We start from the raw sequence: 14,985 nt of genomic DNA, 5'->3' as shown, positions 1-14,985 counted from the left end.
GGTGCCTTGGCGATGAACAGCTGGTAGATGAGCCGGTTGACCATCCCGGTAAAATGGGGATGCTCCGGCTTGGGCACGAATCCTGCTTCTACCCATTTTTTCTCTGCCGCATGCATGTACACTTTGGCCCCGGTGATCGCCTTCAGGTCGGCAGCGCTGCCGGAATGGTCCGGGTGGCTGTGGGTGAGCAGGATGTGTTTCAAATCATCCGGCTCCCGGCCGATGGATGCGAGCAGTTCCAGGATCTGGCCGCTGCGGTCGGGCTCTCCCGTGTCTATGAGCGTCAGCTTTTCATCGTCGATCAGAAAAGCGTTCGACTTACCCAGGTTGAGTTCATAGACATTCTCGGTGATCCTTCGGATACTCATGCATGATGGATTTAACAGGTTGCGGCGATCCCTTTCAGATCTCGTCCGGCGTCTTAAATTCGGTCATATTTTGCCGCTTCTCGCGGAAGCGGTCTTTCATCGATTCTTTTTCGGGCCTGATCACGCCCTGGTCCCCGATGGTCCAGCTGAGGGGGCGCAGCTCCTTCCCTACCGATTCCTGCAGCAGCAGCAGGCCGTGCATGAATGCATCGGGGCGCGGCGGGCATCCGGGAACGTATACATCCACCGGCAGGAATTTATCCACGCCCTGCACCACGCTGTAAATATCATACATCCCGCCGGAATTTGCACAGCTGCCCATGGAAATTACCCAGCGCGGCTCCATCATCTGTTCGTACAGCCGCTGGATGATAGGCGCCATTTTGATAAATACCGTTCCCGCGATGATCATCACATCGGCTTCACGGGGAGTTCCGCGGATCACTTCGGCGCCGAAGCGCGCCAGGTCGTACTTGGGCGTCATGCCCGTGGCCATTTCCACGAAGCAGCACGACAACCCGAAATGGAAAGGCCACATGCTGTTTTTGCGGCCCCATGCAACGAGGCGCTCAACGGAAGTGAGCATCACGCTTTGCCCGACGGACGCTTCCATGGAGTAATTCCCGTTGCTGCTGGGCGCAGCTTCTTTCGGTTCAGTTAACCACCACTTCATGCGTTTCGTTTTTGGGTTGAAGAGAAGATTGTTTCATCTTCCGGAACGCCTTCAGGATCTTCTTGCCGTCGGGCCCGAAGTCCAGCGCGCCGTTTCGCCATTCATAGACCAATACGGCCAGCAGGATGGCGATAAAAACCGACACGCCGATGAACCCCGGCCAACCGAGCTCCCCGAACGCAATGGCCCAGGAGATCACGAAAACGGTCTCGATGTCGAAGATCACAAACAACATGGCTACAAGGTAAAATTGGGACGGGAAGCGGAGACGCGCGGAGCCGGTAGAAAGAATACCGGCCTCATAAGCTTCGCCCGTAGAGCGGTCTTTATGGCGCTGGCCCAGCAGGTAGGACAGACCCAGGATCGCCAGTACCAACACGAGTACAATGGCGCCAAATACAAGGAACGGCCAGGTCGGTTGCATAACAGTTGTTTTACGGGTTCATCTGCGGGTTTTCCGGATGGGTCGATGGAGGGAATCCTGTTGTTGTTGTATTGTTATCAATCGAAATCCACCTCCTCGCATCCGTCAGATGCAGGCCATAAAACAATAAACAACGCCGGGGATGTGGCTGCCTGATAAATGTCGTAACTAGTCCTTAATGATGCGTGCCGGTAATATAGCACTCCAGGTTTTCAATGATGTGTTTCTGTTCGTCCATGATATACTTCACTACATCCCCGATGGAGACAATGCCGATCAGCCTTCCGCCGGCATCCACCACCGGCAAATGCCGGATTCTTTTATCGGTCATCTTGCACATGCAGTTCTCGATCGTCTCGTCATCATTGACGGTGATCGGATGCTCGGTCATGATCTCGCGGATCGTCGTCTCCTTCGACGCGCGTCCTTTCAAAATCACCCGGCGCGCATAATCGCGCTCGGAAAAAATGCCCATAAAATGTTCATTATCGACTACGGTGAGGGCACCAACATTCCGGTCCACCAATACTTTAAGGGCTTCATAAACGGTGCTGTCCGGATGTACGGAGTAAACTGCGTGACCTTTGCCCACCAAGATGTCTCTGACTCTCCCCATGGTAAGCTGAATTTAAGTTTAACAATAACGTGTGCGAAAAACCTACTTTAAGTTAACCTAATTAATCGGTAAAATCAAAAAGAAGCGGGAAAAAAGCCGCCAACAATTTTGCGTACAGCTGTTTTCCCGCTACCAAATAATCGTTTATACGTGCAAATTTTTATTAGGATGTTACCCCCACTGCAACGGCCCTTCCGGTAACATCAGATATTCCCCTTCTTCAGCTCTCCCACTCCATGATCCACCGCCCGCGCCGTCAGCGCCATATAAGTAATCGAAGGATTCTGGCAGGCCGAAGAAGTCATGCAGGCGCCGTCGGTAATGAACACGTTCTTCGCCGCATGCACCTGGTTGAAAGCATTGAGCACGGAGGTTTTCGGGTCACGCCCCATGCGCGCGGTTCCCATCTCATGGATACAATGCCCCGGAGGCGGCATGCTGTCGCCACCCCCTACGTCCGACAACCCGGCCGCTTCCAGTATCTCCTTCGCACTCTCCAGCATATCTTTCCGCATCGCCATTTCATTATCGCGGAACGAACAATCGATATCCAAAGTGGGAAGCCCCCATTTGTCGGTTTTCGTTTTATTCAGCCGCACGGTATTATCCGCATACGGCAGATGCTCGCCCCATGCGCCGATCCACATGCTCCATTTGCCCGGCTCCAGGTTCGCTTCCTTCAGCTGCACGCCGATGCCCTCGAACGAAGATCCCCTTCCGCGCGAAGCGCCGCCCTGGTAGCCATATCCGCGCACATAATCGGTGCGGTTGGTCTTGCCGCCGATATTGCGGAAACGGGGAATATAAATCCCATTCGCCCTGCGGCCATACACATACTGGTCTTCGAACCCCTCGAAATTACCCCACGCGCTCACGCCGAAGTGGTGATCCATCAGGTTGCGCCCCACCTGGTCGCTGTCGTTGCCGAACCCGTTCGGGAAGCGGTTGCTGACGGAATTGAGCAGGATCGCCGTGGTGCCGAGTGTAGACGCATTGATGAACACGATCTTCGCGTGGTATTCCATCACTTCCTTCGTTTCCGCATCCATGATCCGCACACCCGTCGCTTTCTGCGTTCCTTCATCGTACAGGATCTCCAGCACGATGGAAAACGGCCGCAGCGTGAGGTTGCCGGTTTTCGCGGCCGCAGGAAGCGTTACGCCGTTGCTGCTGAAATAACCCGTGAACGGACAGCCCCTTCCGCACTGGTCCCTGTACTGGCAGGGCCCTCTCCCGTTGTGCGCTTCGGTTACGTGCGCGCAACGCCCGATGGTCATAATGCGGTCGGCATACTTCTCCTTGATGCGCGCAGCCACATGCTTTTCAAGGCAGTTCATCTCCATCGCCTTCAGGAACTCGCCATCCGGCAGCTGGGGAAGGTTTTCGGCCTGACCGCTGATGCCGATGTATTTCTCGACATAACTGTACCAGGGTGCAATATCCTTATAACGAACCGGCCAATCCACCCCATGCCCGTCTTTCGCATTTGCCTCGAAATCGATATCGCTCCAGCGGTACACCTGGCGGCCCCAGGTAAGGGAACGCCCGCCCACGTGGTTGCCGCGCAGCCAGTTGAAGGGTTTGATCTCGTTGTAAGGATTTTCCTTATCGTTCACCCAAAAGTGTTTCGTGGCTTCATCGAAATTGTAACACCGGCTCTGGATGGGATAATTCTCCTGCATTTCGGTCGTCATCTTCCCGGGATGCGGGAATTCCCAGGGCGCCCAGTTGGCGGTGGTGTAATCCTTGATGTGTTCTACGTTCCGGCCTCTTTCCAGCACGAGGGTTTTGAGCCCTTTTTCGCACAGCTCCTTGGCTGCCCAGCCGCCGCTGATGCCCGAACCTACCACGATGGCATCGTAGGTATTTGCGGCAGCGGCCTTCGTGTTCAAATTCATTGTAGCGTGGGTTTAAAACAGGAAAAGCCGCACAGAACGCGGCTTTTCCTGATAGTTATGCCTTTGTTCTTATCAGATGTTACCTTTCTTCAGTTCTTTCACGGCATGATCGGCTGCGCGGGCAGTCAGCGCCATGTAAGTGAGCGAGGGGTTCACGCAGGAAGCGGAAGTCATCGCCGCGCCATCCGTTACGAATACGTTCTTCGCGCCATGCACCTGGTTGAATTCGTTGAGAATTGACGTTTTCGGATCGCGGCCCATCCTTGCTGTGCCCATTTCGTGGATCGCCATACCGGGCCAGGAGCCGTTGTCGTACGTTTTCACGTTCTTCACGCCGGCTGCTTCCAGCATTTCGGCGGCGTCGTTCGCCATGTCTTTCCGCATCTTCGCTTCGTTCTCCTTAAACTCTGCATGGAAGCGCAGCGTGGGCTGGCCCCATGCGTCCTTCACCGACTGGTCGAGCGTTACGTAGTTGTCTTCGTACGGCAGGCATTCGCCAAAGCCGCCGATGCCCATGCTCCATTTGCCGGGCTCGGTGAGCATTTCCTTAAAGTCTTTACCCACGCCCATTTCCGCGATGCCGCGGCTCCATCCGCTGCGGGAAGCGCCACCCTGGTAGCCGAAGCCACGAACGTAATCGCGCTTGTCGTTGCCGATGTTGCGGTAGCGGGGGATGTACAGCCCGTTGGGACGGCGGCCGTAGAAATATTTATCGTCGTACCCTTCCACGGTGCCGGATGCTCCGGTGCGGAAGTGGTGGTCCATCAGGTATTTGCCCAGCACGCCGCTGTCGTTGCCGAAACCGTTGGGGAAGCGGCTGCTGATGGAGTTCATCAGCACGAAAGTGGAACCGAGGGTGGAACCGTTTACGAAAATGATCTTGGCGTAAAACTCGATCATTTCCTTGGAGTTCTTGTCGATCACGCGCACGCCGGTGGCTTTGCCCGCTTTATCGTCGTAGATAAGGCTGTTCACGATGGAATCGGGGCGCAGCGTGAGGTTGCCGGTGGCAACGGCGGCGGGGAGCGTCGAGGATTGTGTGGAGAAGTAGCCTCCGAACGGACAGCCGCGGCTGCACAGGTTGCGGAACTGGCAGTTGGTACGGCCGGGCAGGGGCTTGGTGATATTGGCTACTCGGCCCATGATCATCTTGCGGCCTGCGAAAGATGCTTCCACTTTGGCTTTCACGTCTTTCTCCACGCAGTTCATTTCCATGGCGGGCATGAAGATAGAATCGGGCAGCTGGGGAAGATTTTCGACGGAACCGGAGATCCCTACGAATTTCTCCACGTACTCGTACCAGGGCTGGATGTCTTTATATCGGATGGGCCAGTCGATACCGTGCCCGTCTTTTGCGTTGGCTTCGAAGTCGAGGTCGCTCCAGCGGTAGCTCTGGCGGCCCCACATGATGGATTTGCCGCCCACGATATCGGGACGGTACCAGTCGAAGCGCTTATCTTCCTGGTAGGGCGACTGGCTGTCGTTGATCCAGTATTTTTCGTTGTGCTCGGAGTAAGGGTAATCGCGGGAGAGTTTTTCGTGCGACTGGCGCTGGTCCTGCGTGATGCGGCCGCGGTGCTCGAATTCCCAGGGATTTTTGGTGGCGGTTTCGTACTTGCCGTGTTCGAGGTTGTGGCCGCGTTCGAGCATGAGTACTTTAAGTCCTTTTTCGGTCAGCTCTTTGGCAGCCCATCCGCCGCTTACGCCGGATCCGATCACGATGGCGTCAAACGTATGCTGGTCCTGCGCTTTTATGTTCAGGTTCATGATGTTTCAGTTTTTGAAATGTGGAATACGGATTAAGCCCAGGCGCGGTCGCCTTTGTTGTAGGGAACGCAGCCTTCGTAGCGGCCGGGAACGGCCACATAGCGAAGCGCCTTCGTAGCACCGGGTTCCGACGTGAAATAGCCGAGCAGGGTCAGTTCCTTCATGTACTGGAAATAGTGCACGGGATCTTCCTTCTTCTTGTTTTCGCGCTTGTTGTAATCCACGCGCTCCTGGTCGATGGCCGTCAGGAGCTCGGTGCGCTGCTCGGGCGAAAGCTCGATGAACGTTTTGCCGGAGAATTTCTTCTTGCTCTCTTCGTTGACGGTGTTCAGCCCTGCTTCAAACACTTTCTGCGCTTTCTCGTCGTAGCAGTCGTTGATCATGGTAACGATGAAGTCCCCTACTCCCGCGGCTTTCGCGCCGGGCGTGCTGGTGGCGGGGATGATGGTTTCGGCGATTTCTGCGAGTAGCTCTTTTGTTTCAGGCGTTTGCAATGTATATGTGGCAGGCCTGGATTTGCAACCCTCCAGTGCCGCTAACGTGGAAGCGGAAAGAGCGGTACCCATGAGTATCGCCACATTCCTGATGGCATCTCTTCTGTTCATAATAGTAAATTGATTTGACCTTTGTGGAAAAATCCAAAAAAAATGCGAGAATCCAAAATTATTTGGGCGCCATCGGGAAAATAATGTGTAAAAATGACGCATTGGGGTATAAATAGCCGGCCGGCTGGTACTTTTCACCGGTCGCCGCGTGCCGATCCAACGAAAAAGCCCCGGCTGGATGGCCGGGGCTGTGAAGCTTTTTATGCGACAAAAATCAGTTCGTTGTTTGCGTGCGCGTAGTAGGGATGTGCGCCACGGCCGGCTCCCGCATGGGAGCGGTGTATACGTACTTGCCCTGGCTGTTGACCATCACCACGGGCATTTTGCGAGTTTTCTCAAAGTAATCGTATGCATTTTTGAGGTTCAGCCAGAACTTCTGCGCGTCGTTATCGGTGAGCGATACGCTGCCCAGGTAATCCATGCTGCGGGCGTTGTTGAAGCGCACCGGGAACACATGCACGGGGATGAAATCCTGGCCCAGGTTCTTGGCATGCACGGCCATCACGTATACTTCGGAAATATATTCGTCCGTCAGCGGGATGCAACCGATCGTCAGGCAGGAACCGTGGATATAGATATCCCCGCCCGGTTTCTTCTGATCGCTGAGCATGCGATCGGAATAGTTCGGGTAGTTGATGCCGAGGCTGAGGTGGAAACTGCTGTTGGGATTGAAATCGTTGATGTAATAAAACCCTTCCGGCACCTGGCGGTCGCCTTCTTTGCGCTTGGGAAAGTGTCGGCGACGTTGTTCCGGGCCCAGATCTCCAGCTCGCTGTCCAGCTTGAAGCTGCGGATGTAAAGCTGTTTTGCCGGCCAGGCAATGCCTTTCTTGGCGAATTCCTTTTTTATGTTCTCTTCCTTCTCGCGAAACGCCTCCCCTACTCTCGGGAACAGTTTCTGATTCTCGAGAAAGGATTGCTGTGCTTGCGCACTATAGGCGCCGAGGAGGGATAAAATACCAATAAATAACCGCTTCATATCTAGTCTGTCTTACCTATTCATGCCAGAAAATAATATGCCAGGTAGAATAATATAAATGCAAAAATAACATATATTATTGAACCTACCTTCCTGTTGGCGAATCTTAATACGTAATGCCGGTTCCCGGCGAAAACCAGGTAGGCGGTAAGTAACTGCATAACGCCTGCCAGAATGAAAAGATAGCCGAATAAATCTCTTAATTCCATAAATATTAACGCCAAATTTAACGATTTAGTGGGTAAATGTCTACCTGTTTTGCGAAAATTGCTATTTTTAGCCATTACACGTTACCAATCAGAGGTTTCCAGATAAACAGGCAGTGGAATGGTGAAATTTCCGGGACATGATGAGCGTTCGGCAGCGATCGAACCGCTGTTCCATCAATATTATCCCCGGCTGTGCGAATTTGCATACCGGTATCTGAACGACGAAGCACTTGCCGAAGATGTGGTGCAGGACGTATTCGTGCTCCTGTGCGAACGCTCCGGCCTGCTCCCCGAAACCGACACCGCCCGGAAGAACTACCTCTACGCCGTTGTCCGCAACGCCTGCTTCAACCGCCTCCGCCACCTGAAGGTGGTGCACCGGCACCAGGACGAGCAGCTGCGCGAGCAGCCCTTCTCTCCCGCCGAAGTCCTCGAAACCATCATCAGCACCGAAATGCTGGCGGCCATGCATGCCGCCGTGGCCTCGCTGCCCGAAGGCTGCGCCGCCGTGCTGCGCAAAAGTTATGTAGAAGGCCTTTCCAACACCGAAATCGCCGAATCACTGAAGATATCCATCCATACCGTCAAAAGCCAGAAGCAAAGGGCTTTATCCCTGCTCCGGGAGCGCCTGGGGCCAGGGTTTGTTTTCCTGCTATTCTTTATTCGTTGAATGCAATCGGTTGAACAACAAAGCGTTTTAAAAATTCTTTGAAATTTCCGCCATTGCCTTCCATTCTTTTTCACCTCCTGCGTGTAGTATAGACATGACCGAGCCAACAACCGACTGGGGAGAATTACCTTACCGAACCGCCGCTTTGCTGCTGAAGCAGCACCAGGGCACTATTACAGCCGGCGAGCAACAGGAACTCGACCACCTGATGGACGCCCCCGCGCGCCAGCGCCTCCTCGCGGAAATCAACGACTTCCCCGCACTCGAAGCAAGGCTCAACCGCCTCGGCCGGTTCAACAGCCCCGCCGCATGGCAGCAGGTCAACCACAAACGTATTCACACCAGTAACAAACGCTCCCTCCGCCAACGCTTCTACTGGGCCGCCGCGGCCGCCCTCACCGGGATCGCCGCCACCGCCTGGTTCCTCTCCTCCCGCCAACCCGTCAACAACCTCGCACGCCTCGTGCCCGACGACCGCTTCGGTTATCAGAACGACGTGCTCCCCGGCACCTCCCGCGCCACGCTCACCCTGTCCAACGGGAAAACCGTCCAGCTGCAGGGAGACGACTTCCTGCTCGAAGAAAAAGACGGCACCCGCCTGCGCAGCGACAGCGGCGCGCTGCAATACAACGCGCTCACCGCATCCGGCAGCGAAACGCTGTACAACACGCTCCGCGTACCGCTCGCGGGCACTTACCGCATCGTACTGCCCGATGGCACGGCGGTATGGCTCAACGCGGCTTCGGAGCTCCGCTTCCCGGTGCGTTTCACCGGCAGCCAGCGCATCGTATCCCTCCGTGGGGAAGGGTACTTTGAAGTGGCCCCCGATGCGCAAAAGCCTTTCAGTGTTCAGGTAGCAGGCGATACCATCAACGTGCTCGGCACGGCTTTCAACATCTCCGCCTACCAACACGGCCGCACCGCCACCACGCTCGTTTCAGGGAAAGTGACCGTCGCCGCCAGGAAAGGGAGCAAAGCGTTGCAGCCGGGCCAGCAGGCCGTTTCCACCGCCGCCGCGCTGCAGGTCTCACCAGCCGACATGGAAAAAGCCACCGCCTGGAAGAACGGGTATTTCTATTTCAGCAACGAATCCATTGCGGAAGTCATGGAGCAGCTGACGCGATGGTATGGCATCACCGTGGCGTACGAAGGAGCGGTGGACACCCGCATGCGCATCGGCGGGAGTATCAGCCGGGAAGCCAGCCTGGGAGAAGTGCTGGAACAATTGCGGCTCCTGAGCGGGCTGCAGTTCAATATCAGCGGCAGCGAACTCACAGTCAGCGCCGCCAGGAAGCAGTAACAGGGAACAATTACGCAATCACCAAATCTAAATAGCCATGAAAAAACACGTACACGACTCTTTATTGAAATGATCATGCATAAAAAGGCCGGCAGCGCACCACCGCTCCCGGCCCGGGCATGAAGCCACGTTAGAATGACACAATGATTATTCAATCCTAACAATGTAAATCTATGCATTTCCAAATTGCGGGCAAAACATGCCGGCCAGGAGCCGCACGCCCATGTTTTGCCGGGCCGCTAATCCTTAGAACCATGAAGATCACGCTAGCGCTGCTCTTTACTTTCTCCCTCGGGGTATTTGCTTCCGGAAAGGCGCAACACGTCACGCTTTCCGTTAAAAACATGCCCCTGCGGGAAGTCTTTTCGCGGATGAAACAGCAAACGGGCTACCACTTCCTTTACCGGGAAGAAGTGCTCAGCCATGCCGACCCGGTAACGATCAGCATCAAAGAAACCCCGGTCCTCAGCGTCCTCCACTCCATCCTGCCCGCGCGGGACCTGGATTTCCGCGTCAATGGCCGCAATATCACCGTCCTGAAATCCGCCGCCGCCCCGGCCCGGAAAAATATCGAAGTGCGCGGCACCGTGCGCGACTCAGGCACCGTGCTGCAGGGCGTGACCGTCATCGTGAAAGACAGCCGCCCCGTCATCGGCACCGCCACCGACGCCAACGGCCGCTACATCCTCGATGTGCCGGACAATGCCGTGCTGGAATTCAATTTCATCGGCTACACCCCGCAACAGATCCCCGTTTCCGGCAGGAGCGTCATCGACGTGATGCTGCAGCCCGATACTAAGGGCCTCGGCGAAGTGGTGGTGGTAGGTTTCGGGCAGCAGAAGAAAAGCAGCCTCGTCAGCTCGATCAGCACCATCAAAGGCGAGCAGCTCCGGATGCCGACCCGCAGCCTGTCCAACAACCTCGCCGGCCAGATTCCCGGCCTCATCGCCGTGCAACGTTCCGGCGAGCCGGGATATGACAACGCCGAGTTCTGGATCAGGGGCGTGAGCTCTTTCGCCGGCGGCACCAGCCCGCTCGTGCTGGTCGACGGTATTCCGCGTAACATGAACGACATCGAGCCCGACGAAATAGAGACTTTCACATTGCTCAAAGACGCCGCCGCCACCGCCGTGTACGGAGCCGAAGGCGCCAACGGTGTTATCCTCATCACTTCCAAACGCGGCATGTCGCAGAAAACGCGCATCACCTACCGCGGCGAGTACAGCCAGCTAAAACCTACCCGCCGCCCGCGTTTCGCCTCTTCATACGACTACTTATCCCTATACAACGAAGCCCTGCGCAATGAAGGCAGGGAGCCCCAGTTCAGCGACGAATTGCTGGCCAAATATAAGTCCGGCGAAGACCCGGACCTGTATCCCAGCAGCAACTGGTGGGACCTCCTCATGCGCGACAATACCAACAACACCCGCCACACGCTCAACTTCAGGGGCGGCGGCGACCGCATGCGGTTCTTCGTTTCCGGTGCGTACTTCTCCGAAAGCGGGCTTTACAAAGTGAACCCCGATTACAACAACAACGCCGGCGTAAAACGCTACAACCTCCGCAGCAACATCGACCTGGATGTCACCAAAACCACCCTGGTTCGCGTGGACCTGAGCGGGCAATACCTGCAAACGAACTATCCCGGCTTCGGCTCCACCAACCTCTTCGAGCGCTTCTCCCGCATCCCGCCGCACCTGTTCCCCGCCGTGTACTCGGACGGAACGCTGGCGGGGCACCCCACGCAGAATACCAACAAGCTCAACCCGTATAACCAGCTCGTTGAATCGGGGTATCAGAAGGAATGGAGAACGGGCATCCAGTCGCGGGTGGATATCGAGCAGAAGCTGGATATTCTTACACCCGGCCTGAAAATCCGTGGCGCCATCAGTTACGATGCCAATACGATGTATAAGATGACGCGCCTCAAAACAGCTTCCACGTTTATAGCTACCGGCCGTGACCCCGACGGCAAGCTGCAATTCAAGCAGATCAGCAACGGCACGCCTTTCCAGGACCCTGTAGAGTCAAATACCGGTGATAAGAACATCTATATGGAAGCTGCGCTCAACTACGACCGCACCTTCGGCAAACATGTAGTCAGCGCCATGGCATTGACGTATCAAAAGGAAAGACAAATTCATAACGACGCGCTGGCCTTCCGCAAGCAGGCATATATCGGACGTACCGTATACACATTCGACAGCCGTTATTCAATTGAAGCAAACTTCGGCATAACCGGAAGCGAAAACTTCGCCGAAGGGCACCGTTATGGATTCTTCCCCGCGGTAGGACTGGCCTGGAATGTGGCCAACGAACCATTCTTCCCCGAATCGCTGCACCGCACCGTCAATAGCCTGAAGCTGCGCGCCTCCATCGGCCGCACAGGCAACGATAATACCGGCGCCGATAACCGGTTCATGTACCGTGCCACCTACATCACTACCACGCCTGCCGCACCGGGATACAACTGGGGCATCGGCACCGGCGGGCCGCTCAACCCGGTGGGTGGCAACACCGGCCTGGTGGAAGACCGGTTCTCTGCACCAGGGCTGGGCTGGGAAATTGAAGTAAAGAAGAATTACGGCATCGACGTCACCCTGTTCAACGGTGCTATCGACTTCCAGGTGGATTACTTCGACAACCGCCGTTCCGATATTTTGCTGCGCCGCCGTACCATCCCGGGCATCGCCGGCTTCCGGCAGGCACCCTGGCAAAACTTTGGTATCGTAGAAAATAAGGGGATCGACGGGTCGGTGAACCTCCGGCACAAAGTGGGAGAAGTGGTGTTGTCGGCCCGCGGGAACCTCACGCTCGCCCGCAACAAGATCATCGAATACGATGAGGTACCCCAGCTCTATCCCTGGATGAACATGAAAGGCACCCGGCTGAATGCGCTCAACAATTTCCTGATTGCCGAACGGCTGTTTTCCGACGAAGATTTCAATATCACCACGGCGCCGGACGGCAGCAAAACCTATGAGTTGAAAGACGGCATAGCACCTACCCGTTTTGTAGGCCAGGTGATGCCCGGCGACATCAAGTATAAAGATCTGAACGGCGACGGCATCGTGGACGACCTCGACCGGGTAAAAGACGCCGCCAATCCCACCGTTCCCGAACTGATTTATGGCTTCGGGCTGAACGCCGAATGGAAAGGTTTTTATGCCAGCGTGTTCTTCCAGGGCGCAGGGCGCGTTTCGGTAAACATCAACGACCAGTCCAACGCCTTCATGCCTTTCCATTGGGGAATCGATGAAAGCAATGTGCGCCAGGAAATCGTTGACAGCCGCTGGACGCAGGAAAACCCTCGCCAGGACGTGTTCTTCCCCCGCCTGCGCGTTTCCGAAATGGCGAATACCAACACCGCCAACACCTGGTGGGTAAAAGACGGCTCGTTCATCCGCCTCAAAAACGTGGAAGCCGGCTACAATTTCAACAGCAAGCTCATCCAGCGCGCGAAAATGAGAAACGCACGCATTTATATCATGGGCAACAACGTAGCGCTGTGGGACCACCTGGGCGTATACGACCCCGAACTGGGCAACAGCGCCGGCGGCACCCGTTACCCGCTCCCCAGTACCTGGACGGCAGGACTTGAAATCACCCTTTAAACGAATCGACCGACATGAAGTATATTTTCCACTCACTGATCATCGCAGCAACCGCATTCGGCACCGTTTCCTGTAATAAAAGCTATCTCGACGTGTCAAAGGAACTGGCCGAAGACCGCGACCTGCAAAAAATCTTTTCCACGCCTGCCGACGTACGCCGCTGGCACCGCAACATTTATGCAGGCATTCCGAATTTCGCCAATTACAGCCGAAACGATATTTCCGGGCTCGACAATCCCTGGCTCCGTATGACCGACGAGGTGAAGCTCCGCCAGGTAACCGAATACAACCTGGCGCCTTACACGCTCAGCCATGGTAGCTGGTCCCGCTGGGCGCTGTACCAATACATCCGCCAAGCCAATATCTTCCTTGCCAATGCCGTGGAGATCCCCGCGTCGGGGCTTGCCGATTTCATCGATGCCGCCGAACTGGCAGAACTGAAAGTACAGGCACGGTTCCTCCGCGCGTATTATCACTATCTCCTGTTCGAATTATACGGCCCGGTAACGATCATGCAGGAAATCGCCGACCCCAATGGGAAGAACCTCGATTTCGCGCGGAATTCGGTGGATGAAGTTGTGAAGTTCGTATACGACGAGCTGACCGCCTGCATCGCGGAACTGAAAGATCCGGACCTGACCAAGCAGGAGATGCTGGCCGTTCCCACCAAGGGCACTGCGCTGGCAGTACGCGCCAGGCTGATGATGTACGCTGCCAGCCCCCTGTTCAACGGCGGGTATTCCGAAGCGCTGGCTGTTACCAATAAAGACGGCAAGAGGCTCTTCCCCGACGCCGATCCCGACAAATGGAACAAGGCCCTCGAAGCGGTAAAAGCTTTCATCGACTACGCGGAATCAGGCCACTACGCACTGCACCGCGAAATGACGGGCACCGCTTTCGACCCCGACAAAAGCCTGTATGAGCTGCACATGAAATACAACAAGGAGATCATCTTCGCCCGTTCCGACGTGAACTGGGGCGTGGTGCCCAATGGTGGTGTGGACGGCTGGTCGGTGCCCCGCGGCGCGCGCGGTGGCAGCAACGCCACCGGTTATATCGCCGCCACGCAGGAACTGGTAGATGCATTTTTCATGAACGACGGCCTTTCCATTGAAGAATCCCCCAAATACAGTGAAACCGGCATGTCTGAAGCCGGAGACGATGCAACGGGGCGCACCCAGCCCGGTACTTTCCGGATGTACGTCAACCGCGAGCCCCGCTTCTACCAGGCCATCTTCTACAACGGGCGGCGCTGGCATGTGGGGAACGAGCAAATCTGGTTCAACAAAGGCGGGAACAGCGACAACAGCGTGCAGGACCACGCCCGCACCGGGTATATCTTCTACAAGAAACTCAGCAAGCGCGTATACAACCAGGGCTCTAACCCGAAGAGCGAATACCGTCCGGGCATCATCCACCGCCTGGCGGAATTTTACCTGTTGTATGCCGAAGTGCTGAATGAAGTAAGGCCTTCCGATCCCAACATCATCACATACATCGACAAGGTACGCGAGCGCGCGGGCATTCCCCTGCTGGCCGACATCAAGCCGCAGATCCGGGGCAACCAGATCGCGCAGCGCGAGGCCGTACGTGCCGAGATGCGCGTGGAACTGGCCGGGGAAGGACAGCGTTACTTCGACGTGCGCCGCTGGATGATCGCCGAAAACCCCTCGGGCAAAGGCGCACAGGGCGGGCCATACTACGGCATGGACATGAACGCCCCCACGCTGGACGGCTTCTACAAACGCACCCAGATCGAAAACCGGGGATGGACGCGCGCCATGTACCTCTACCCCATCCCGCTGAACGACATCCAGAACAGCCGGCTGCTCGTCCAGAATCCCGGTTATTGATCAAAACCTT

Annotated in this window: 12 protein-coding genes; 4 read left to right on the top strand and 8 right to left on the bottom strand. The window is 56.0% G+C overall.

Annotated features, from left to right (window positions below; genetic code table 11):
- From Q0510_RS03525 to Q0510_RS03490, 8 genes are all read right to left on the bottom strand, one after another.
- The coding region (locus tag Q0510_RS03525; RefSeq protein WP_298708319.1) for an MBL fold metallo-hydrolase at nucleotides 1-368 on the bottom strand (368 nt) is incomplete at its 3' end.
- 34 nt (nucleotides 369-402) lie between these two features.
- Nucleotides 403-981 carry an NADH-quinone oxidoreductase subunit B family protein gene (locus tag Q0510_RS03520; protein ID WP_366940983.1) on the bottom strand — a complete coding sequence of 193 codons (579 nt, stop codon included), beginning with the start codon at nucleotides 979-981 and terminating at the stop codon, nucleotides 403-405.
- A gap of 40 nt (nucleotides 982-1,021) precedes the next feature.
- The gene (gene ndhC, locus Q0510_RS03515; protein ID WP_298708315.1) at nucleotides 1,022-1,465 is read right to left on the bottom strand and encodes an NADH-quinone oxidoreductase subunit A; all 444 of its coding nucleotides are present in this window, start codon (nucleotides 1,463-1,465) and stop codon (nucleotides 1,022-1,024) included.
- A gap of 175 nt (nucleotides 1,466-1,640) precedes the next feature.
- Nucleotides 1,641-2,081: a CBS domain-containing protein gene (locus Q0510_RS03510; RefSeq protein ID WP_298708313.1), complete on the bottom strand. Its 441-nt coding sequence runs from the start codon at nucleotides 2,079-2,081 to the stop codon at nucleotides 1,641-1,643.
- A gap of 203 nt (nucleotides 2,082-2,284) precedes the next feature.
- Nucleotides 2,285-3,979, bottom strand: coding sequence for a GMC family oxidoreductase (locus Q0510_RS03505; protein WP_298708311.1), 1,695 nt, complete (start codon nucleotides 3,977-3,979; stop codon nucleotides 2,285-2,287).
- A 72-nt stretch (nucleotides 3,980-4,051) separates the two neighbouring features.
- The gene (locus Q0510_RS03500) at nucleotides 4,052-5,746 is read right to left on the bottom strand and encodes a GMC family oxidoreductase (RefSeq protein WP_298708309.1); all 1,695 of its coding nucleotides are present in this window, start codon (nucleotides 5,744-5,746) and stop codon (nucleotides 4,052-4,054) included.
- Nucleotides 5,747-5,778: 32 nt separating this feature from the next.
- Complete coding sequence (locus Q0510_RS03495; protein ID WP_298708307.1) at nucleotides 5,779-6,351, bottom strand: gluconate 2-dehydrogenase subunit 3 family protein; 573 nt, start codon at nucleotides 6,349-6,351, stop codon at nucleotides 5,779-5,781.
- A gap of 214 nt (nucleotides 6,352-6,565) precedes the next feature.
- Nucleotides 6,566-7,054, bottom strand: a complete 489-nt coding sequence (locus tag Q0510_RS03490) for a hypothetical protein (protein ID WP_298708305.1) — start codon at nucleotides 7,052-7,054, stop codon at nucleotides 6,566-6,568.
- A 602-nt stretch (nucleotides 7,055-7,656) separates the two neighbouring features.
- Between Q0510_RS03490 and Q0510_RS03485 the strand changes: the two genes are divergently transcribed.
- The 4 genes from Q0510_RS03485 (at nucleotide 7,657) to Q0510_RS03470 (ending at nucleotide 14,975) form a co-directional block, all read left to right on the top strand.
- Complete coding sequence (locus Q0510_RS03485; RefSeq protein ID WP_298708303.1) at nucleotides 7,657-8,208, top strand: RNA polymerase sigma-70 factor; 552 nt, start codon at nucleotides 7,657-7,659, stop codon at nucleotides 8,206-8,208.
- A 94-nt stretch (nucleotides 8,209-8,302) separates the two neighbouring features.
- Nucleotides 8,303-9,508 (top strand): FecR family protein, encoded by a 1,206-nt coding sequence (locus Q0510_RS03480; protein ID WP_298708301.1) that lies wholly within the window; start codon nucleotides 8,303-8,305, stop codon nucleotides 9,506-9,508.
- Nucleotides 9,509-9,762: 254 nt separating this feature from the next.
- The gene (locus Q0510_RS03475; protein WP_298708300.1) at nucleotides 9,763-13,122 is read left to right on the top strand and encodes a TonB-dependent receptor; all 3,360 of its coding nucleotides are present in this window, start codon (nucleotides 9,763-9,765) and stop codon (nucleotides 13,120-13,122) included.
- Between the two features lie 14 nt (nucleotides 13,123-13,136).
- Entirely contained in the window at nucleotides 13,137-14,975 is a 1,839-nt protein-coding gene (locus Q0510_RS03470; RefSeq protein WP_298708298.1) for a RagB/SusD family nutrient uptake outer membrane protein, read from the top strand.
- Nucleotides 14,976-14,985: the final 10 nt, after the last annotated feature.

This window comes from uncultured Chitinophaga sp. (genome assembly GCF_937874145.1).
GTDB lineage: Bacteria > Bacteroidota > Bacteroidia > Chitinophagales > Chitinophagaceae > Chitinophaga.
The sequence above is the reverse complement of the archived record's forward strand: the minus strand, read 5'-3'. Positions and strand labels throughout refer to the sequence as shown.